The organism is Streptomyces sp. B15, assembly GCF_018070605.1.
Taxonomy (GTDB): domain Bacteria; phylum Actinomycetota; class Actinomycetes; order Streptomycetales; family Streptomycetaceae; genus Streptomyces; species Streptomyces smyrnaeus.
In genome coordinates this window covers 1-18,839 of record NZ_JAGPXJ010000096.1, presented here as the reverse complement: position 1 = coordinate 18,839, position 18,839 = coordinate 1, and the positions used below count along the sequence as shown (strand labels likewise).

The 18,839-nt window shown below is 74.5% G+C and carries 15 protein-coding genes; 9 read left to right on the top strand and 6 right to left on the bottom strand.

Annotated elements, in window-relative coordinates; genetic code table 11:
• Positions 1-7: 7 nt before the first annotated feature.
• The 4 genes from KBY19_RS30295 to KBY19_RS30280 all read right to left on the bottom strand — a co-directional run bounded on the left by KBY19_RS30295 (position 8) and on the right by KBY19_RS30280 (position 4,500).
• Complete coding sequence (locus KBY19_RS30295; protein ID WP_210967130.1) at positions 8-934, bottom strand: hypothetical protein; 927 nt, start codon at positions 932-934, stop codon at positions 8-10.
• Positions 931-2,109, bottom strand: a complete 1,179-nt coding sequence (locus KBY19_RS30290; protein WP_210967129.1) for a class II D-tagatose-bisphosphate aldolase, non-catalytic subunit — start codon at positions 2,107-2,109, stop codon at positions 931-933. Before KBY19_RS30290 ends, KBY19_RS30295 begins: the two co-directional genes overlap by 4 nt.
• A gap of 53 nt (positions 2,110-2,162) precedes the next feature.
• Positions 2,163-3,377 carry a glycosyltransferase family 2 protein gene (locus KBY19_RS30285; RefSeq protein ID WP_099885471.1) on the bottom strand — a complete coding sequence of 405 codons (1,215 nt, stop codon included), beginning with the start codon at positions 3,375-3,377 and terminating at the stop codon, positions 2,163-2,165.
• A 439-nt stretch (positions 3,378-3,816) separates the two neighbouring features.
• The gene (locus tag KBY19_RS30280) at positions 3,817-4,500 is read right to left on the bottom strand and encodes a response regulator transcription factor (RefSeq protein WP_210967128.1); all 684 of its coding nucleotides are present in this window, start codon (positions 4,498-4,500) and stop codon (positions 3,817-3,819) included.
• A 339-nt stretch (positions 4,501-4,839) separates the two neighbouring features.
• Here KBY19_RS30280 and KBY19_RS30275 point away from each other — a divergent pair, with 339 nt between their 5' ends.
• Positions 4,840-6,522 (top strand): hypothetical protein, encoded by a 1,683-nt coding sequence (locus KBY19_RS30275; RefSeq protein WP_210967127.1) that lies wholly within the window; start codon positions 4,840-4,842, stop codon positions 6,520-6,522.
• A gap of 133 nt (positions 6,523-6,655) precedes the next feature.
• On the opposite strand, the gene KBY19_RS30270 is transcribed toward KBY19_RS30275, so the two are convergent.
• Positions 6,656-7,129 (bottom strand): DUF1772 domain-containing protein, encoded by a 474-nt coding sequence (locus KBY19_RS30270; RefSeq protein WP_099886939.1) that lies wholly within the window; start codon positions 7,127-7,129, stop codon positions 6,656-6,658.
• 261 nt (positions 7,130-7,390) lie between these two features.
• Between KBY19_RS30270 and KBY19_RS30265 the strand changes: the two genes are divergently transcribed.
• Genes KBY19_RS30265 through KBY19_RS30230 form a run of 8 tightly spaced genes read left to right on the top strand, consistent with a single transcriptional unit; the run spans position 7,391 to position 17,558 of the window.
• Complete coding sequence (locus KBY19_RS30265) at positions 7,391-8,635, top strand: glycosyltransferase (protein ID WP_099885468.1); 1,245 nt, start codon at positions 7,391-7,393, stop codon at positions 8,633-8,635.
• Positions 8,632-10,293, top strand: a complete 1,662-nt coding sequence (locus KBY19_RS30260; protein ID WP_099885467.1) for an exopolysaccharide biosynthesis polyprenyl glycosylphosphotransferase — start codon at positions 8,632-8,634, stop codon at positions 10,291-10,293. Before KBY19_RS30265 ends, KBY19_RS30260 begins: the two co-directional genes overlap by 4 nt.
• Before the next feature lie 53 nt (positions 10,294-10,346).
• Positions 10,347-11,759: an O-antigen ligase gene (locus KBY19_RS30255; protein WP_247691583.1), complete on the top strand. Its 1,413-nt coding sequence runs from the start codon at positions 10,347-10,349 to the stop codon at positions 11,757-11,759.
• On the top strand, positions 11,756-13,555 hold the full coding sequence (locus tag KBY19_RS30250) for a lipid II flippase MurJ (RefSeq protein WP_307843666.1): 1,800 nt from the start codon (positions 11,756-11,758) through the stop codon (positions 13,553-13,555). The genes KBY19_RS30255 and KBY19_RS30250 overlap by 4 nt, the downstream gene beginning before the upstream one ends.
• Positions 13,545-14,315 (top strand): polysaccharide deacetylase family protein, encoded by a 771-nt coding sequence (locus tag KBY19_RS30245; protein ID WP_185018648.1) that lies wholly within the window; start codon positions 13,545-13,547, stop codon positions 14,313-14,315. The genes KBY19_RS30250 and KBY19_RS30245 overlap by 11 nt, the downstream gene beginning before the upstream one ends.
• Entirely contained in the window at positions 14,312-15,529 is a 1,218-nt protein-coding gene (locus tag KBY19_RS30240; protein ID WP_210967125.1) for a glycosyltransferase, read from the top strand. Before KBY19_RS30245 ends, KBY19_RS30240 begins: the two co-directional genes overlap by 4 nt.
• 5 nt (positions 15,530-15,534) lie before the next feature.
• Positions 15,535-16,332: a hypothetical protein gene (locus KBY19_RS30235; RefSeq protein WP_247691580.1), complete on the top strand. Its 798-nt coding sequence runs from the start codon at positions 15,535-15,537 to the stop codon at positions 16,330-16,332.
• Positions 16,329-17,558: a GNAT family N-acetyltransferase gene (locus tag KBY19_RS30230; RefSeq protein ID WP_099885463.1), complete on the top strand. Its 1,230-nt coding sequence runs from the start codon at positions 16,329-16,331 to the stop codon at positions 17,556-17,558. Before KBY19_RS30235 ends, KBY19_RS30230 begins: the two co-directional genes overlap by 4 nt.
• 91 nt (positions 17,559-17,649) lie before the next feature.
• On the opposite strand, the gene KBY19_RS30225 is transcribed toward KBY19_RS30230, so the two are convergent.
• Positions 17,650-18,822, bottom strand: coding sequence for a glycosyl hydrolase (locus tag KBY19_RS30225; RefSeq protein ID WP_307843668.1), 1,173 nt, complete (start codon positions 18,820-18,822; stop codon positions 17,650-17,652).
• Between the last annotated feature and the right edge of the window lie 17 nt (positions 18,823-18,839).

The following is an 18,839-nucleotide window of genomic DNA, read 5'->3' as shown; positions in this document are numbered from 1 at the left end:
AGGGTGGCTAGTGCGCCGAGATGTGCAGCGGCGCCTGGCCGCCGTGGTCGCGTACGACGGGGAAGAACACCTCGGGCGGCCAGGTCAGCAGGTGCCAGACGATGCCCGCGACCGAGCGGTTGTACGGCCATTCGGCGGCGTCGGTCATACCCCAGCGCGAGAACGCGGTCAGCAGCACGGGGTCGGCCGGGACCCACGCGCCGTCCAGCTCGAACTCCACCCAGTGGTGCAGCGTGGTGAACGGCGGTGCGACCAGCAGCCCGGCGCCGTGCCGGGCCCGGATGCCGCGCAGCTCAGCCTCCCGCAGCAGCAGCCGGGTCGGAATCAGACAGTTGGCCAGCCGGGTCTCGCGGGAGAAGCCCTCGTCCTCGATGACCCCGTCGGGAAGGACGTACAGCTCCCAGTCGGCGACGAGCGAGAGCAGGTCGGAACGGTCCTCGTCGAGGACACGGGTGTTGGACGGCAGTTGGGCCCGCACCGTGAACACGCCGGGCGAGGACTCGCGCAGACTGCCGGGTTCGCTGTGCTCGCCCAGTCCGGGTACGGGGGTGAAGGCGCACTCCCCCGGATGGCCCGGATCGGCGCACGAAGCGCGCAGCTCCAGCTCGTGGAGGTGCCGCTCGCCCTTGCGGGCCACCTCGTCCATGGCCTGTGCCTTGCGGGTGAGGGCCTGGAAGTAGGGCGAGGGCAGGTTCAGATAGGTGCTGATGTTGTGCAGGTCGGTGCGCTCGAAGCGGCGCTGCTCCCCCTCGCCCCGGTGCGGCAGCCCGTGGTCGAGGAGGGCTTCGAGCAGAGCCGGGCCGATGGCCCAGGTCTCCGCGGCGAAGGCGGCGTCCTTGGCGAACGTACGGTGCCGGTCGGGGACGCGCAGAATCCGGTCGACGGCCTCCTGCAGCGTGCCGGGTGCGTAGACGTCGGTCATGGGAGCGCTCACCGGGCCCCCTCGGCGGCCCGCTCGACGGGCTGCCCGTCCACCCGGTCGGCGGCCTGTCCGCCGGCCCGTTCCACGGCCCGCAGCGCGGACTCGATGCGCTCGGCCACCGCGTCCCGCAGCACCGCCTCCAAGGGCGGCCTGCCCCGCGCGTCGAGGGCACGGGCGGCCTCCTCGCGGATGCGCAGCCCCTCCTCGGTACGGAAGACGTAGTGGCCGGCGATGACGGCGCGCTCGACATCGGTCGCGGTCGTCGGGTCCAGCATCCACTTGCGCCACTTGCCGCTGTCGTAGGCCAGCCGCAGGAAGTCCTCCTTGGCACGGTGCAGCGCCATCTCGTCCAGGACGCGCAGCAGGGCGCGGGTCTCGGCGACGCCGTACTCCGGCGCGACGTTGAACGCGTCCACCCCGGCACGCAGCAGCAGCGCCGTCTCCTCGGTGGTGAGGTAGTCGCAGTTGTGCGCCTTGAGCCGGACGCCTTCCTGGTGGCAGGTGGCGGCCAGGGTGGACACCTGGCGCAGCGTCTCGTCGCGGGCCCGCGGCTCGTGGAAGCGGCCGACGTTGCGCAGCTCGGCGACCTTGGTGCCGGTCTGCGCCACCACGTAGCGGGGCCGGGGCGCACCGGCCGCCTCGATGCCCTCCAGCACCAGGCGCAGGGCGGCCTTGAACTCGTCGGGGTCGTTGGTGGACACGTCCTGCGGCTCGAAGCCGATCTCGTAGGCGACGTCGGCACCGCGCGCCCGGGCCTCGTCGTGGCAGCGCGCGTACAGCTCCACGAGGCGCGCGGCGGCGGTCTGCGCGGGCACCGGGCCGGTGCCGGGGCGGCCTTCGGAGGTGTCGATGTGCAGCAGTCCGAAACCGGCGTCGAGGTCGGCGGCGAAGGAGCGGACGCACGAGTCGAGCGCCTCGGCGGGCTCGGTGATGTCCGCCTCGGCGGTGTGCATCCAGGGGCCGCCGTGGTCACGGCACAGCAGCAGCAGCCCGTCCGGGTCGTGACCCTTGACGTGGCCGGCGAACTCCTGCGTCGTCCAGCCCAGGTAGCCGCCGCCGAACTCGGCCGCGTCCACCTGGCGGCGGCTGGGGATGAGCATGAGCGGGGTGCGGGTGCGCCGGGCGACGGTGAGTGCCGCGTCGACGGTACAGCGCGAGACCGGGCCGATGCCGACCACAGGTTCCATGGGTGTCTTCCCCTGTTTCTCGAGGGTTTCTGCGCTCGACGCGGAAGGCCCGCTCAGCGCGGCTGCCGGGAGCGGAACTTCGTCAGATCACCGATCTCGGAGTCCGGCGGCCAGGTGCACCAGGGGAACGTCTCGTAGGCTCCGGCCCCCGCGCCCTCGGCGTCGAACCAGTCGGTGGCGCGCGCGTGGTGCAGGTGGACCATGCGGTCGCGGTGGCGGTCCAGCCCGCCGTGCAGGTCGGCCCGCCAGGTGAAGTCGTTGTCGGCGCCGCCCCAGCCGGCGGTGAACCGCTCGTCGTAGCCGCCGATCCGGGTGAAGAGGTTCTCCCGCAGCCATACGCAGGCGCCCGGGGTACGGCGCAGGAACACGCCGCGCAGCGCGTCCCTGTCCACGGCCGGGCGCTGCTCCAGGCAGCGCTCGGTGACGGCCTGATGGCTGGAGGCGGCATCGAGGTACAGCATGTCCTCGAACGGCCAGTGCGCCTGGGTGCCCGGTACCCGGAACCGTTCGACGGCACGCTCGACGAAGCCGCGGTCGACGAGGATGTCGGCTTCCAGCACACAGATCAGCTCGGCCGGGCGCGCACCGTGCACCACGCCCGCGTTGATGGTCCACGAGTAGTTGAACGGGCCGCCGTTCTCCGCGAACAGATAGGTGTCGCACCAAGGGCCGTACAGACTCTCCCAGCGCGGCCGGGAGTCGGCCTCCACCACGACGACGCGGTAGCGGTCGCGCGGATGGCTCTGGTCGTTGAGGGCGTGCAGTACGGCGGCCAGGTTGCGGGTGCGCTCACCCTCCTCGCCGCGCTCCCGGAAGGGGATCACCAAAGCCGCGTCCACGGGCCCGGTCGGCTTGGCCGCGGGCCTGCAGGTACGCAGGATCTGGGCGGCGTCGGGGGCGCCGAGCCCGGCGGGCCGCTCGGTGCCGGTCTGCATCCGCAGCCGGGAGCGGGTCTCCGCCTCCCCGACCAGGGCGGCGAGGCGCTCGGTCTCCGGCTCGTCGCCGGCCTGCGCGAGCCGGTCGGTCAGCAGCACCGTCAACCGGCGGCAGGCCTCGATGTCGGCGGGATCCTTCCCCACGGTCTCGGCCAGGGTGCGGACGTGTTCGTCGGGGACGGCCAGCACCGCATCCTTGACGGCCCGGTGGGCGTCGCGGGACCAGGTCCAGAAGCCGGGAGCAGCCGACTGCGCGAACGGATCGGCGACGAGGGCGACACTGCTGACGGCGGCGTCCGCGAGAGTGGCGGGGTCCTGGTGCCTCCAGCTCATGGGGTCGGTCCTCTCGGCAGGGGGACGAAGGTGTTTCCGCCGCACGGGGTGAGCCCCTGGCGCTCGATCGACGGCCACCACCGGGGTGTTCGGCGCCGATCGCGGGCTCATCCTGCTCTCCGCTTCGGACCGCCGACAGCCCCGGACGACCGCCCACACTGAGCTGAGCGATCGGGGGTGGCCGATCGGGTAGCTCTGGTGGTCAGGGCACGGCACGCCGAACGGCCGGGCAGGGTCGGCCGCCCACCGCCCGGCCGAACGCCTTCCGGTTCCGCTCCGCGCCACCCGCCGTCGGGCCCAATGGCCCGCCGGCCGCGGAAGCGTGTGCGGACGCAGGGTGGGAGCCGTGCCCTGCGCACTGCTCGGACCGCCGGCCCCGGCCTCTGACGGCAGGCCGCAGGCGGTAGACCTCAGCCGCGCAGGCCGCGCGGCGACCGGGTCAGTCGATGAGGCCCAGCTTGATCGCGGTGACCACGGCAGCCGTACGGTTCGCGGCGCCGAGTTTGAGCAGCACACTGCTCACCAGCCGCTTGACGCCGTGCTCGGAGATCCGCAGATGCCGGGCGATCTGTTTGTTGCTGAGGCCGGCCACGAGGTGGGCCAGCACTTCCTGCTCGCGGGCCGTCAACCGCACCGTGCGGGCGGGCAGCAGATGCGCCGACTCGCCCGCGTGACTGAGGAGTTGGCGCCCCAGCCGCAGCGGCATCGGCATCTCGTCGGCGGCGAGTTGCCGCAGCGCCCGGTCCAGGGTCGCCGCCGTCAGCTCCTCGCGCAGCAGATAGCCGTCGGCGGGCAGCCGGGCGAGCGCCGAGTCGGATTCGGCGTCCGCGGGATCGAGCAAGACGAGGGTGCGCAGTCCCGGGTGGGTGTGGCGGAGTCGACCGACGGGGGCCGGTGCGCTGTGCGAGCTGGCGAGGATCAGGACGTCGAACCTGGCCTCGGCCAGAGCCCGTTCGAGTGCGACGGGGTGCGTGAACTGTTCGGCGCTTTCGACGACGGTCAGTTCCGGCAGCATCGCCTGGAGCCCGAGGCGGAGCAGTTCGGCCTCGACGTGTACGGCGACGGCCAGCCGGGTTTCGGTGGTGCGATCACTGGTGTCCGGCTTTTCCTGGATCTCGGTCATGCGGTTCACCCAATCCCCGTGTAAGGCCACCACCGGGCTGCGCACAGTAGTGGTCTAGTCCTGAATGCCGCGAGCGATGATCCCGCAAACTCGGGCCCCGGGGAAGCGAGTTGGTGGAGTGACTGCCGGTGTTCCGCCCCCTCATTGTGGCGCCTGTTGCTTACCCGCGCCACGCGATCGGCGTAGACCGGACGTAGTTCGCACGTAGTTCGCCGTCGCGGCTCTGGCCTGCCGCCCGGTCCCGAGCTGTGCTGGTGGGACAGCGAACCCACCGGACACAGCCGCACCGGAGTGCGCAGCCCGACCGGCAGCCCCCGCAGCGGCAGATCGGGGCGTGACATGACGGCACCGGAACCCCCCTCCGCACCGGAACCTCTCTCCGCACCGGCCCCCACCACGCCGACCCCCACCGCCGCGCCCCGGGCCGCCACCGGGCGCACCGATCCGGGGGCGCCCTACACCGATCCGACCCTGGGCATCCCCGTCCCCACCTCCTGGCGCGGCGAGCCACGCAACCGGCTGGTGACCATCGGCGACTCCCTGACCCAGGGCTTCCAAAGCTGCGCCGCCTTCCAGACACAGCTGTCGTACCCGGCGATCATCGCGCACGAGCTGGGCTGGGCCGAGCACTTCCGCCATCCCTCCTTCGAGGGCTGCGGCGGGCTCCCCCTCAACCTGGAGATGCTGCTGCGCGACATCGAGGACCACTGCGGCCGGGCCATCGACTGGTGGGACACCCCCTCGGCGCTCTTCCGGGCCCGCCGCTTCATGGACAAGGTGGAGGACTACTGGGAGCGTGGCGCCGGCTGCGCTCCGGTGGCCGAGGAGGCCATCAACCACAATCTGGCCGTCTTCGGCTGGGACCTGCGGGACGCGCTGGACAAGTCGGCCGACGTCTGCCGCGAGATGATCGACGCTCCGCACGACGATCTGGTGCGGCAGGTGGTCGGCAGCCCGGGTGAGCGTGCGGCACTGCGCACCCTTCCCACCCGGCCGCCGGCCGCCGGGGCGCTCACCCAGGTGACGGCGGCTGCCGCACTGGGCGAGCAGACGGGCGGCACCCGGCACGGCGAGGCCACCGAGGACGGTGAGCGGGAGGCGGACCCGGAGCACGGCATCGAGACGCTGATCGTCTTCCTCGGCGCCAACAACGCGCTCTCCTCCGTCATCGAGCTCAAGGTCGTCTGGAGCGAGGAGGGCTACGACGACCTGCGCGAGAAGGCGCGCTTCACGGTGTGGCGGCCCGAGCACTTCGCGGCCGAACTGCGGCAGCTGGCGGACGCGGTGGAGCGGATCAGGGCCCGGCACGTGATCTGGTGCACCGTCCCGCATGTCACCATCGCGCCGATCGCCCGGGGCGTGCGCGGCAAGCTGGAGCCCGGCTCGCGCTACTTCCCGTACTACACCCGCCCCTGGATCAGCGACAGGGCCTTCGATCCGGAGCGCGATCCCCATCTGACCGCGGAGCAGGCCCGCGCGGTGGACGCGGCGATCGACCAGTACAACGACGCGATGGCCGAGGTGGTGCGCGGGGCGCGGCAGGCCGGGCGGGACTGGTATCTGCTGGACGCCGCCGGGCTGCTGGACCGGCTGGCCTGCCGCCGCTACTTCGAGGACGAGGCGGCGCGGCCCGACTGGTGGACGCCGTATCCGCTCCCCCGCGAGTTGGCGGGGCTCGATCCGGTGCCCAACTCGCGGTTCCTGCTGAGCGACGGCGACCGGCGCAGCGACGGCGGGCTGTTCTCGCTGGACGGTGTGCATCCGACGACGGTCGCCTACGGCATCCTCGCCCAGGAGCTGATCGAGGTGATGCGGCGGGCGGGCGTGGAGTTCCGTACCTCCTACGGAGGCCGGCCGCGCACCGGCCCGGTGCGGGTGGACTTCACCCGGCTGATGCGCCGTGACACCCTCATCAACCGCCCGCCGGCCAACGTCACCTCCGGTCTGGACGCCATCGGGTGGGCCGACGAGGCGCTGGACGTGCTGGCCAGGGCGCTGCGGTTCGGCCGCCGCGGCACGTAGCGGTCGAGCAGGAGGGCGATCGGACCGGACGAGCAGGTTCCCCGCCTCCCGGTCCGACAGCGGAAGCGCCGTGCGGTACGCACATCGGGTGGTACGGACATCGGGCGGTACTACCGTATGGACATCGGTCCGCTCAGCCCCCGTTCCCGTACCGCACCAGCGCCCAGGCCAGGCATCCGAAGGCGGCCGTGTTGCAGACGGTGCGGACGATGTTCCATCGGTGCCATGCGCTCTCGAAGCGCTCGCGCAGCGCGGCCAGTCCTTCGGCGCTGTCCGGCAGCCCGCCCGCGTCGAGCGCGTCGTTGAGCGGCACGTTGAACGCCATGGTGATCACCAGGACGGCCACGTACAGCACGGCCGCCGCGCCCACCCACCACACAGCGCCCCTGCTGCCGCCACCCCACAGCTGCAGTGCCCCGGTGGCGACGATCAGCAGCAGCGAACCCGCGAACAGCAGCAGGAACCAGCCGTTGAGGATGGCCGTGTTGATGCGTTGCATGCCCTCCACGAACGTCCGGTCCCCGGCGCGCCGCAGCCCCGGGAGGACCGCACAGGCGAACCCGTAGTAGAGGCCCGCGCTCAACCCGGTCAGCAGCACGGCCCCCATCAGAGTCACCCCTTGTAGCACTCGCACACCCTCCCCCTCTCCGTGGTGCCCGCGCTCTCGGTCGGCCGGGCTGTGCGCCCAGTCAACCGGGTGCGGGCCCGCGGCCCCATGGTCCGAACGCTCACGGGGATGTGCCGGCGTCGCACCCGCCACGCGTGGGACCAGTCGGTGAAAACCAGAAGATAACCGGCGCGCCGCTCAGGTTCGACAGTCGGATTTTGTCAAGGTCACTCTGCTTCATCTCGGGAGGCGGAGTCGTCCATGCCTGAATTGCCGGCACAGCGCACAGCTCGGTACGGCAGCGAGCCACGGGGGCGGATGACCGTCCTGCACCTCGCCCAGCCCGTCGAGGGCGGTGTGGCCCGCGTCGTCACCGATCTCGCCGCGGCCCAGACGGTCGCCGGTCTGCACACCGTCGTGGCCTGCCCCGACGGCGGCCGGCTGGCGCACGCGGCGTCCGCGGCGGGCGCACGGACGGCGCGCTGGTCCGCCGTCCGGGAGCCCGGAGTGGGTGTGGCGGCCGAGGTGTACGGCGTACGACGCCTGCTCCGGGCCGTACGCCCGGACCTGGTGCACGCGCACAGCGCCAAGGCGGGACTCGCCGCACGCCTGGCGGTGCGCGGCAGGCTGCCCACCGTCTACCAGCCGCACGCCTGGTCCTTCGAGGCCGCGACGGGGCACACCGCGCGGCTGGCCCGCGCCTGGGAGCGGTATGCGGCCCGATGGGCCGACAGGGTGCTGTGCGTGAGCCGGGCCGAACGGGACACCGGCACGGCAGCCGGTGTCCACGCCCGGTGGGCCGTGGTGCACAACGGCGTCGACACCGCACGCTTCGCCGCCCCCGAGGCGCGGGAGACGGACCGGCGCGCGAGGCGGCTCGCGGCACTCGGCAAGCTGCCGCCGGCCGCCGTGCGGGACCTGCCGCCCTCGGCGGTGCTGGTGGTGTGCGTCGGACGGCTGTGCGAGCAGAAGGGCCAACGCACGCTGCTGGCCGCCTGGCCGCGGATCGCGGCACGGGTTCCGGACGCCCGGCTGGTGCTCGTCGGAGACGGCCCCGACCGGGAGCCGCTGCGCCGCGCCGCTCCGCCGGGAGTGGTGTTCGCGGGCGCCAGCGAGGCGGTGGGCGACTGGTACGCCGCCGCCGACCTGGTGGTGCTGCCCTCCCTGTGGGAGGGCATGGCACTGACCCCGCTGGAGGCGATGGCGTGCGGCAGCCCGGTGGTCGTCAGCGATGTCGCCGGGTCCCGCGAACTGCTGCCACCAGGCCAGGAGGCCGGCTGCCTGGTGCCGCCGGCCGCCCCGGAAGCGCTCGCGGACGCGGTGGCACGGCTCGCGCTCGATCCCCGGCTGCGCGCGGAGTTGGCCGGGGCGGCCGTCGCACACGTACGCGACCGGTTCGACATGCGAGCCACGGCGGCGGCCGTGCTGGAGCTCTACCGGGAAGTGCTATGGGAGCGCGGGACGAAGGTGACCGTCCCGGCCGCGGAATGGGCAGGTATGCGATGACCACGGACAGCTCGGCCGGCGCCCAGGGCCCGCACAGCGCCGCGGGACCGGCCGGAACTCCCGCACGGCGCCCCGTCCGTGCCGCTCCCGTCGTCCCTCGCCCGGTGTCCGGCGCGGGCGGCGAAGCTGACGGGCGGACCGCAGCCGGCGGACAGGCCCCGGCCCTCTCGCTGCCGTCGGCACGCACCCCGGTGCCGATGCCGCCGGCCCGGTGCGCGGCGCGACGCCCCCGGGCGGCCCTGTCGCTGGCCGCCGCCGATGTGGCGGGCACCGCAATCGCCGTACTGGCCTGCGCGGGGGCGGCCGGGGCGCCGCTGCTGCAGGCCGCCGCCTGCACGAGCCTGGCGGCCCTGTGTGCGCGAGCGGGTCTGTACCGGCCCGGGCTGGACTCCCGGGCGCTCGACGAACTCCCGGCACTCAGCGGGCGGGTGGTCATCGCCTGGTGCGTCGGCGTCACCGTGCTCGCCGCCTGCGACCGCACCGGGACGGTGAGCCTCAGCGGTCTGCTCGCCGGTATCGCCGCCAACGCCGTACTGGTGTGCGCGTTCCGCGCGCTGGTGCACGCGGTGCGCCGCCGCCGGGGACGGAGCAGACCGCGTGCGGCTCTGGTCGTGGGGCAGGGCGAGACGGCGCAGGCGGTGACCGCCGCGCTCGCGACACGCTCGCGGTACGGACTACGGCCCGTGGCACTGGTCGAGCCGGGCCGGACCGCGACAGCCGGCCCCGCCCGCCCGGACGGCACCCCGAACGCGCCGGACGCGCCGGAGGCCCCGGGACCGGGAGATGACACCGCCGAACGGTCGCAGTTGCCCGTCGCCACCACCTTGGAGGAGGTGGCGCGGGATGTCACCCGCTTCCGGGTGCGGGACGCCGTCTTCGTACGGTCGCCCTGGGAGGACCCGCACACCGCGGCGCTGGCCGTGCTGCTGGGCGAGCGCGGGGTGACCGGCTGGCTGGTACGGCCCGGCTGCTCGCTGGGCGCACACGGGGGACACGCCCTCCCGGGCCGCGAGCAGATGACCGACACGCACCTTTGGGGCTTCTCCTGCCGTCGGCTGCAATTGGAGTGCCCACGGCCGCGCACCGGCCGGCGCAAGCGGCTGCTGGACATCGCACTCGTGGCCCCGGCACTGCTGCTGGCGGCACCGGTGATGGCCGGTTGCGCTGTGGCGGTGCGGCTGCTGGACGGCCCCCATGTGCTCTTCCGGCAGGAGCGCATCGGACAGGACGGGCGCCCGTTCACCCTGCTGAAGTTCCGCACCGTACGCCCCACCGACGCACACGAGTCGGCGACCCGGTGGACCGTCGCGGGAGACGGGCGTACGAGCCGCGTCGGCAGACTGCTGCGCCGCACCTCGCTGGACGAGCTGCCGCAGCTGTGGAACGTACTGCGGGGCGACATGAGCCTGGTGGGGCCGCGTCCGGAACGCCCCTACTTCGTACGCCGGTTCAGCAGGCTCCACGCGGGCTACGCGCAGCGGCACCGCGCCCCTGTCGGCATCACCGGACTGGCGCAGATCCACGGGCTGCGCGGCGACACCTCCATCGCGGAGCGGGCCCGGTTCGACAACCACTACATCGAGACCTGGTCGCTGTGGCAGGACGTGCGGATCATCTGCCGCACCGCCACCTCCCTCTTCCGGCTGGAGGGAAGGTGAGCGCGGTGGCCGAGGGCACCGCGCCGCCGCCCTCGCGGCCGGGCCGGAGCGCGCTGTCCCTCGGGCTGTCCCACCTCGCCGCGCGCGGGCCCGCGGTACCCGTCGTGGTGACGGTGCTGCTGCTGTGCGTCCCGGCGGGCAGCGCCGGTCCGGGTGCGCTTCCCGGAGTGACCCCCGCGGATGTGTGCTCGGGCGTGCTGGTGGTCTGGTGCGCGGTCCGGCTGCTGCGCCGCAGTCCCCCTCGGCGGGCGACCGGGCGACCCGCGCCACGCGCGCTGACGCCGCTCGCCGTGCTGGTGCTGGGCGCCCCCGCGACGGCCTTCGCCGTGACGACCGCCGCCTCGGCCGACCCCGCGGCGAGCTTTCCGGGCTTTGTGCGCTACCTCCAGCTGTTCGTCCTGGTCCCGGGCGCGGTGCTGCTGTCGCTGCGGGACGCGCGCGACGCCCGGCTGGTGTGCGGGGCGGTGGTACTGCTGGCGCTGATCGAGGGCGGCGTCGGCGTCGTGCAGGCCTGCACCGGTACCGGCGCCTCCTACCAGGGCGAACACGTCCGCGCGGTGGGCACCTTCGGTGCGCTGGACGTGATGGGCATGGCCACGGCCGTCTCGTACGGGCTGGTGACGGCACTGGCGTGCGGGCTCAATCCGCCCCAGGGCGCCGGCCGGTGGCTGCGCCCCTGCGCGCTGGGCTGCACCGTCGCGCTCGTCGTGCCGCTGGCCCTCTCCTACAGCCGTGGCGCCTGGATCGCGACGGCGTCGGCGTGTCTGCTGCTGCTCGCGCTGCGCGGGGTCCGTACGACGGTGTGCGCGCTGGCCGCCGTGCTGGCCACAGGTGTGGTGCTGGTGGGTGGATTGGGCGTGGCGACCCAGGAGTTGACCCAGCGGGCCCGCAGCATCACGGAGGTCTCCGACTCGCCGGACCGCTCCGTGACGGACCGGTACACCCTGTGGGGCGCGGCCGCGGACATCTGGCGGGAGTCCCCCGCCACCGGTGTCGGCCCCAAGGGGTTCCCCGAGCACCGCGACGCGCACGCGGCGTTGGAGCTGTCGTCCGGCAGCGACACGGCGGGCGCGGGAGTGCCCTTCCAGCGGGAGCCGCTGCTGTCACCGCACAACATGTATCTGCTCGTCCTCAGCGAGCAGGGCCTGGTGGGCACGGTGGCGCTCGTCGGCTCCTGGGGCGCGCTGCTGGTGTGCGGGCTGCGGCGGCTGCGGGACGCCCGGCGCGGCGGCTTCACCCGGCGCGCGGTCGACTGCGGTGCGGTGGCCACCGGCCTGCTGGTGTGGCAGTGCGTGGACTTCCTGTACGGGGACATCGGCGGCCCTTCGACCGTGCTGACCGCACTGGTGCTGGGAGTGGCCGCCTGGTGGGCGCTGTCGCCGGACGCCGGGGCGGAGACGGCCGGGCTGCACACCGACCGGCGGCTCGGCCCCGTGCGAGAGCCGGACAGGAGCCCCGCCCGGTGACCCGCCTTCGCCCCGCTGCCCTGCGACCGGTCCCTCCCCCGGCGGGCGGCCCACCGACACCGCCGGACCGGCGACCGGAGTCCGCCCCGGACAGGCAGCTGGAGCCCGCGCCGGGCAGGCAACCGGAGCCCGCCCCGGACCGGCGGCCGGAACCCGCGCCGGGCAGGCCACCGGACGGCGCCGGCGAGGAGTCGACGCGGCTCGGCCGGTCCCTGGCCCGGGCCGCGGCCGTCACCGCCGGGCTGACGGCCGCCGGGTCGCTGTTCGGGCTGCTGCGGGACCAGGCCATCGCCCAGCTGTTCGGCGCGGACGCCGGCACCGACGCGTTCCTCGTCGCCTGGACCGTGCCCGAACTGGCCGCGACCCTGCTGATCGAGGACGCCATGGCACTGGTCCTCGTACCCGCCTTCAGCCTCGCCCTCTCCCGCAGAGCGGCCGCAAGGGCCGGCGGGACGGAGGCGGACGGGACCGACCCCGTACGGGCGTTGATGGCGGCCACGCTGCCCCGGCTGGCGCTGCTGCTGGCCTGCGCCGCCGGGCTGCTGGCGCTGAGCGCGCCGTACGTCGTACGTGTGCTGGCGCCCGGCCTGCCCGACGCGGGCACCGCGGTCGACTGTCTGCGGCTGACCGCTCTGACGGTGCTGACCTTCGGCCTCGCCGGGTACTTCAGCGCGGCGCTGCGTGCGCACCGGCACTTCGTGGCGCCCGCCGCGATCTATCTCGCCTACAACACCGGGATCATCGCGGTGATGTTCGCCGGGCACGACCTGTGGGGCGTACGGGCCGCCGCGCTCGGGGTCGCGGTGGGCGGGGTGCTGATGGTGCTCGTCCAACTGCCCGCGTTCGTGACCCGGCTCCGCGCCCGGACCGAGGGCTTCCTACGGGCCCGGGCCGGGCGAGCCGCGCGTGCGGTACGCGAGCACGCGCGCACCGGCACGCTCGTCGGTGTCGGGGTGCTGGCGCCGGTCGCCACGTTCGCGGTGAGCCGGCAGGCGCAGGTGTTCTTCGAGCGCTTCGTGGCCTCCTCCCTGCCCGCCGGTGCCATCTCGCATCTCAACTACGCGCAGAAGGTGGCCCAGTTGCCGATGGTGCTCTCCTTGATGGTGTGCACCGTCACGTTCCCCGTCGTGGCGCGTGCCATGGCCGACGGCGACGCCGCGGCGGCCCGGCGGCGGGTGGAGCGCGATCTGGCGCTGGCGGGGCTGGTGGTGCTCCTGGGCGCCGCGTACGTGGTCGCCTGCGCACCGCAGATCGTCGGGCTGCTCTTCGAGCGCGGCGCCTTCGAGGCGCCGGACACCGCGGCCACCGCCGCCGTGATGCGGGTCTACAGCTGCGGTCTGCTGGGGCACAGCATGGTCGGCGCACTGGTCCGCCCGTTCTTCTCGGGGCGCCGCCCGCCCTGGTACCCGGCCGCCGCGATGGGCGCGGGGCTCGCCGTGACGGTGGGCGCCGGGGTGCCGGCGGCGGGCGGCTGGGGCGTCGGGGGCATCGCCGCGGCCAACGCCCTGGGCATCACCACCACCGCGGCGCTGCTGCTGCACGGGCTCGGCGCCCGGGTGGTGGCCATCGATGTGCCCCAGGTGGCGTCCGGGCTGCTGCGGCTGCTGGTGGCGGCAGGGGTGGCCGCCGTCGCGGGCTGGGCCGCCGCGGGGCTGTTCCCCGTACCCCTGGCCGGTGCGGTCGTGGGAGGAGTCGTCGTGCTGGTCACCTTCCTGGCCGTCGGACTGCTCGTGGGAGCGCCGGAGCTGCCGCACCTGTTCGCCACCGCCAAACGGAGGATCCAGCATGCGCGCTGAGACCCGCGGCCGAGTTCCATGGCTGCTGATGTACCACTCGGTCGCCGAGTGCGCCGACGACCCGTACCGCATCACCGTCTCACCGGCGCGGCTGGAGCGGCAGTTGCGCTGGCTGCGCGACCGGGGGCTGAGAGGGGTGAGTGCGGGAGAGCTGCTGCGGGCCCGCGCCGCCGGGCGGGACGGCGGACTGGTGGGGCTCACCTTCGACGACGGCTACGCCGACTTCCTGACCGCTGCCGTGCCGCTGCTGCGCCGCTACCGGTGCACCGCGACCGCCTTCGTGCTGCCCGGACGGCTCGGCGGCGACAACGCCTGGGACGAACTGGGCCCGCGCAAACGACTCCTGGACGCCGACGGCATCCGGGCGCTGGCCGCGGCGGGTATGGAGGTCGGCTCGCACGGACTGCTCCACGCCGACCTGACCAAGGCCGACGACACGACCCTGGAGCGCGAGACGGCGCACAGCCGCACGCTGCTGGCACAGCTCACCGGAACGGCACCGGCCGGGTTCTGCTATCCGTACGGGACGCTCGACAGCAGGGCCGTCGACGCGGTGCGCGCTGCCGGTTACACATACGCCTGCGCCATCGACCCCGGCCCGCTCACCGGGGTGCACGCGCTGCCGCGTGTCCACATCGGGGCGCGGGACACCTCCGTGCGGCTGTATCTGAAGAAGGTGCTGCATCCACTGCGCCGCAGGCCGCTGCCCGACCTGCCGACGCCCGGAGAGTCCGCCCTGGTGGACGGGGTGCGCCGATGAGGGTGCTGCACATCATCACCGGGCTCGGCGTCGGCGGCGCTGAGGAGCAACTGCGGCTGCTGCTGCGCCACTTGCCCGCCCACTCCGTACACGGCGAGGTCGTCACCCTCACCACGCCGGGCGCCGTGGCCGAGGGCATCAGCGCCGACGGCACCCGGGTGACCCATCTGGGCATGGCGGGCAACCGCGACCTGTCGGCACTGCCCCGGCTGGTGCGGCTGGTGCGCGCGGGCGGCTACGACCTGGTGCACACCCATCTGTACCGGGCCTGCGTCTACGGCAGGATCGCCGCGCGGCTGGCCGGGGTGCGCACGGTGGTGGCCACCGAGCACTCGCTGGGCGAGCATCTGCTGGAAGGCCGGCCCCTCACCCCCGCGGTCCGCGCTCTGCAACTGGCCACCGAGCGGCTCGGCACCACGACCGTCGCCGTCTCCGGCACGGTCGCCGACCGGCTGCGCCGCTGGGGCGTCCCCGAGGCGCGGCTGTGCACGGTGCCCAACGGCATCGACGCCGCCCGCTTCCGCTTCGACCCCGCCGTCCGCGACGCCGTACGGCAACGGCTGGACCTGGCACCCGACGCCTTCGTAGTGGCCGGGGTCGGCCGGCTGGTCGCGGGCAAACGCTTCGACACGCTGGTCGACGCCGTCGCCGAGGTGCCCGGCGCGCGGTTGCTGCTGGCGGGTGACGGCCCCGAGCGCCCCGCGCTGCGCGCCCGCGCCGCCGCACGGGGCGTGGCGGACCGGGTGCTGCTGCTGGGGGAGTGTGCGGGCGGGCTCGGAGGTGGCCCCGACCGTACCGCGGAAGCGCCGGATGTGCCCGGGGTGCTGGCAGCCGCAGACGTGTTCGTGTCGCCGTCCGAGGAGGAGTCCTTCGGGCTGGCCGCACTCGAAGCGCTCGCCGCCGGGCTGCCGGTGCTGTACGCGGCCTGCCCGGCGATCGAGGAACTGCCGCACGAACAGGCCCCGGGCGCACGCCGGTTCGCGGGACCTTCCGGGCAGGCGGACGCGTTGCGGGCGGTGCGGGCTGCCGGACCGCTGCGGCTGCCGGTTCCCCCCGTGGTCCGCCGCTACGACATCGTCCACTGCGCGGAGCGGCTGGCGCGGGTGTACCGCTCGGCGCTCGGCACCTGCCCGCGCGGCGCCGGGTCCGGCCCGAAGGCCGCAGGCGCTGTGCCGTCGCCCCCAGCCCATGACAGTCCCCTGACATCGAGGTGAGTTCCATGTCCAAGGCCGCACCGGGAAAGGCGGCACCGGCCTTCGAGCACACGACGGCCCGCCGGAACGCGCGGACCTCCAAGAGCGCGGATCAGGAGGCCGCCACCGGCACGGTGCCGGCTCCCGCCCCGACATCGGCGACGGCACGCGGACCGCGCCGGGCGCCCCGGTGGTGGCCGCTGCCGCTGTGCGCGGTGCTGGGCGCGCTGGGAGGGGCGGGGTACGCGACCGTCGCGGAACCGCGGTACGAGGCCACCAGCTACGTCCTCGTCTCCCCCGGACCGCGCGCCGATGCGGCGTCGGCGCTCGGCTACGCGCAGGCGTACGGGAAGATCGCCACGGACGCGTTCGTGCTGAGCGCTGCCGAGACCCGTACAGGGCTGCCGCGCGGGGCGCTCAGATCCCGGGTGCGCGCGGGCGCCTCACCCGACGCGCCGATGGTGCGGATCACCGGCAGCGCGCCTCGGGCCCAGGACGCGGCCGACTACGCCGACGCCGTCGCCCGCGCCCTCACCGGCACGGCACACAAGTCGGCCGAGAAGACCGGCGTCCGGCTGACCGTCGTCTCGCGCGCCGCTCCCTCCCAGGGGCCGGTGTCCCCCTCGCTGCCGATCGCCGTGGCGGTGGGGGTGAGCGCCGGTGGACTGCTCGGTGGACTGGCGCTGCTGGCACGCCCGCAGCGGCGCGCGGCGACCGCCGCGGCAGCGGTGCCGCTGCCCGCTTCCGGCGACGGGACGGCGGCAGCGGCCGACCGCCCGGCGCAGGCGGGGCCGCGGACGGCCGAGTTGGAGGACGCCCGATGACCTCACCGCTGCCGCCGTCCACCCGCCGCAGGCTCGCCGGCCCCGTCCTGTCGCCGTGGCGCGGCGGGCAGGGGGACGCCTGCGGGCAGCCGCCCGTCCGGCTGACCGCGACACTGTGCCGCGCGGAGGAGCAGTTCGCCGCACTGGCCGCCGACTGGGAGGCGCTGCGCTCCCGCAACCGGTCCGCGACCCCGTTCCAGAGCCACGCCTGGCTGTGGTCGTGGTGGATGTCCTACGGGCGCCGGGGCAGGTTGCGCCTCGTCCTGGTCCGGGAGAACGGCCGGCTGGTCGCCGCCGCACCACTGATGCTCGTGCACCGGCCGCTGCCCACGCTGGTCGGCCTCGGCGGCTCCATCTCCGACTACCAGGACGTACTGCTGGACGACAGCTGCCCGCGGGCGGCCGGTGGGCTGGCGCGAGCCCTCCACACGGCCTCGCGCAGCGCCGTGCTCGATCTGCGTCAGGTACGTCCCGGCGGCGCCGCCGAACGGCTCTACGCGGCCTGGCCGGGGGTCAGCAGATGTCTGGCCGACTCGGTCTGCCTGGAGCTGCCCGGCATCCCCATGGACGAGATGCTGGCCCGTCTGGCACCCGCCGGGGCCAAACGCACCCGGCGCAAGCTGCGCCGGATCGACGAACTCGGCATCGAGGCCTACGAGGTGCCGGCCGAGCGGGTGCCCGAGGCGGTGCGGACCATGCTGCGGCTGCACGAGCGGCAGTGGCGCGGCCGGAGGGTCACCCCCGAGCATCTGCGCTCCCGTTTCGCGGCTCATCTGGTGCGCGCAACGGCGGCTCTGGTGGCCGGTGGCGACGCCACGGTGACCGAGTACCGGATCGGCGGGCGGGTCGCCGCCTGCGATGTCGCCTTCACCTCGCCCGACCTGGTGTGCGGCTATCTGTACGGGGCCGATCCCGGGCTGCGTGCGCAGCGGGTGGACATCGCGACCATGCTGCTGCGGCACGACGCCCACTACGCGGCCGCCACCGGGCGGGGCACGCTGAGTCTGCTGCGCGGTACGGAGCCGTACAAGCTGCGCTGGCGCCCGGTGACCGCCGTCAACCGGCGCTATCTGCTGGCACGTCGGGAGCTCGCCCCGGCGCTGGGACTGCTCGCCGCGCAGGCGGCGGCCCGCGACCTGGCGGCGGGCGCGCTGCGCGAGCGGCCGGGCACCGCCGCCGTCCGTGCGCTGCTGGGCCGGGCAACCGGTGTGCGGGCACCGCGGTGACGGCGTGAGAGCGGCACAGCACCGGGCCCGGCCGCGGGTGAGGACCCGGCCGGGGTGCCGGGAGCAGCATTGCGCCCGGTCGGGACGGCGGCTATCCGGCCCACAGGCGCAGCCAGTCGAGGCGTACGCAGTGGCCGCCGACGTTCCAGCACCGTTCCCACCAGGGCCGGGGCGGCGTCGCGGGCGGCCGGCTCGGTCGCCCCGGACGGGGCTGCCCGGACTGCCGGGGTGGTTTCGGCGGTCGGGGCTCGGCGAACAGCGCCATCCGGTAGGTGGCCGAGGAGGTCGGGTTCCGGTGGCAGCGCCACACACCGTGCGGGCAGTAGTCGCTGATCGTCTGGTAGAGCGGCTTGTACCGGTCCATCCAGGCGAGCATCCCGCGGACGTACTCCGCGTTGTCCCCGTTGCGGAAGAGCCCCCACTCCGGGTAGGAGACGGGCTTGCGGTGCCGGGCTGCGAACTCGATGTGCGCCCGCAGCCCGTACGGTTCGCGCACCTGCTCCTCGAAGGGCATCCCGGCGGGCTGGTCGTAGGCGTCCATGCCGAGTACGTCGACCACGTCGTCGCCCGGGTAGCAGCGGGGCCAGGGGATCACGTCCCTGCCCCGGCTGGGCGCGAAGTCGAAGCGGAACCGCTGGCCCGGCACGGAGCGCATGATGGTCACGATGCGGCGCCAGTAGGCCTTCCACGCCGCCGGGTCGGGACCGCAGCGGTGCGTGTAGGTGGTGCCGTTCATCTCCCAGCCGAGCACCAGGACGGTGTCCGCGAGCCGCTGCCGTACCAGCCGCTCGGCCAGTGTGCGGTAGTGGCCGTCGAAGTGTCCGGCCGCGCCTTCGCGCAGCAGCGCGCGCACCCGCCGGTCCGACATCCGGGCCTCGTTGCGGGCCGCCATCGGCACGTTCAGCACCAGCAGCCGGTCGGGGTCCGCACGCCGCCAGCGCGCCCACGGCTCCAGGAGGCCGGGGTCGCCCTCGATGTCGGACCACAGGCGGCCGGGCAGGTAGGTGTGTCCGGCTCGCAGCCGGGTGCCGCCCAGCCAGCGCTCCATACCGCGGATACGGCGCACGCCCTCGTCACCGGAGCCGAGGAACGCGCCCACCAAGGGGTCGGCGGAGGCGACCGGCGCGGCGGAGGCGGACGGCGGTGGTGTGCCCTCGGGATGCTCCCCGCGGCCGGGGCCGGAGCCCGGCGCGCCGCTCGGCAGCACGGTGCAGGACGCCAGCAGCCCCGCGGTGACGGCTCCCCCGCACAGGATCACCTTGATCCGCTCGCGTCTGTGGG

Coding starts and splice junctions, on each gene's coding strand:
- KBY19_RS30290 (WP_210967129.1), bottom strand. CDS start 2,109: ATGGAACCTGTGGTCGGCATCGGCCCGGTCTCGCGCTGTACCGTCGAC.
- KBY19_RS30285 (WP_099885471.1), bottom strand. CDS start 3,377: ATGAGCTGGAGGCACCAGGACCCCGCCACTCTCGCGGACGCCGCCGTC.
- KBY19_RS30280 (WP_210967128.1), bottom strand. CDS start 4,500: ATGACCGAGATCCAGGAAAAGCCGGACACCAGTGATCGCACCACCGAA.
- KBY19_RS30275 (WP_210967127.1), top strand. CDS start 4,840: ATGACGGCACCGGAACCCCCCTCCGCACCGGAACCTCTCTCCGCACCG.
- KBY19_RS30270 (WP_099886939.1), bottom strand. CDS start 7,129: ATGGGGGCCGTGCTGCTGACCGGGTTGAGCGCGGGCCTCTACTACGGG.
- KBY19_RS30265 (WP_099885468.1), top strand. CDS start 7,391: ATGCCTGAATTGCCGGCACAGCGCACAGCTCGGTACGGCAGCGAGCCA.
- KBY19_RS30260 (WP_099885467.1), top strand. CDS start 8,632: ATGACCACGGACAGCTCGGCCGGCGCCCAGGGCCCGCACAGCGCCGCG.
- KBY19_RS30245 (WP_185018648.1), top strand. CDS start 13,545: ATGCGCGCTGAGACCCGCGGCCGAGTTCCATGGCTGCTGATGTACCAC.
- KBY19_RS30240 (WP_210967125.1), top strand. CDS start 14,312: ATGAGGGTGCTGCACATCATCACCGGGCTCGGCGTCGGCGGCGCTGAG.
- KBY19_RS30235 (WP_247691580.1), top strand. CDS start 15,535: ATGTCCAAGGCCGCACCGGGAAAGGCGGCACCGGCCTTCGAGCACACG.
- KBY19_RS30230 (WP_099885463.1), top strand. CDS start 16,329: ATGACCTCACCGCTGCCGCCGTCCACCCGCCGCAGGCTCGCCGGCCCC.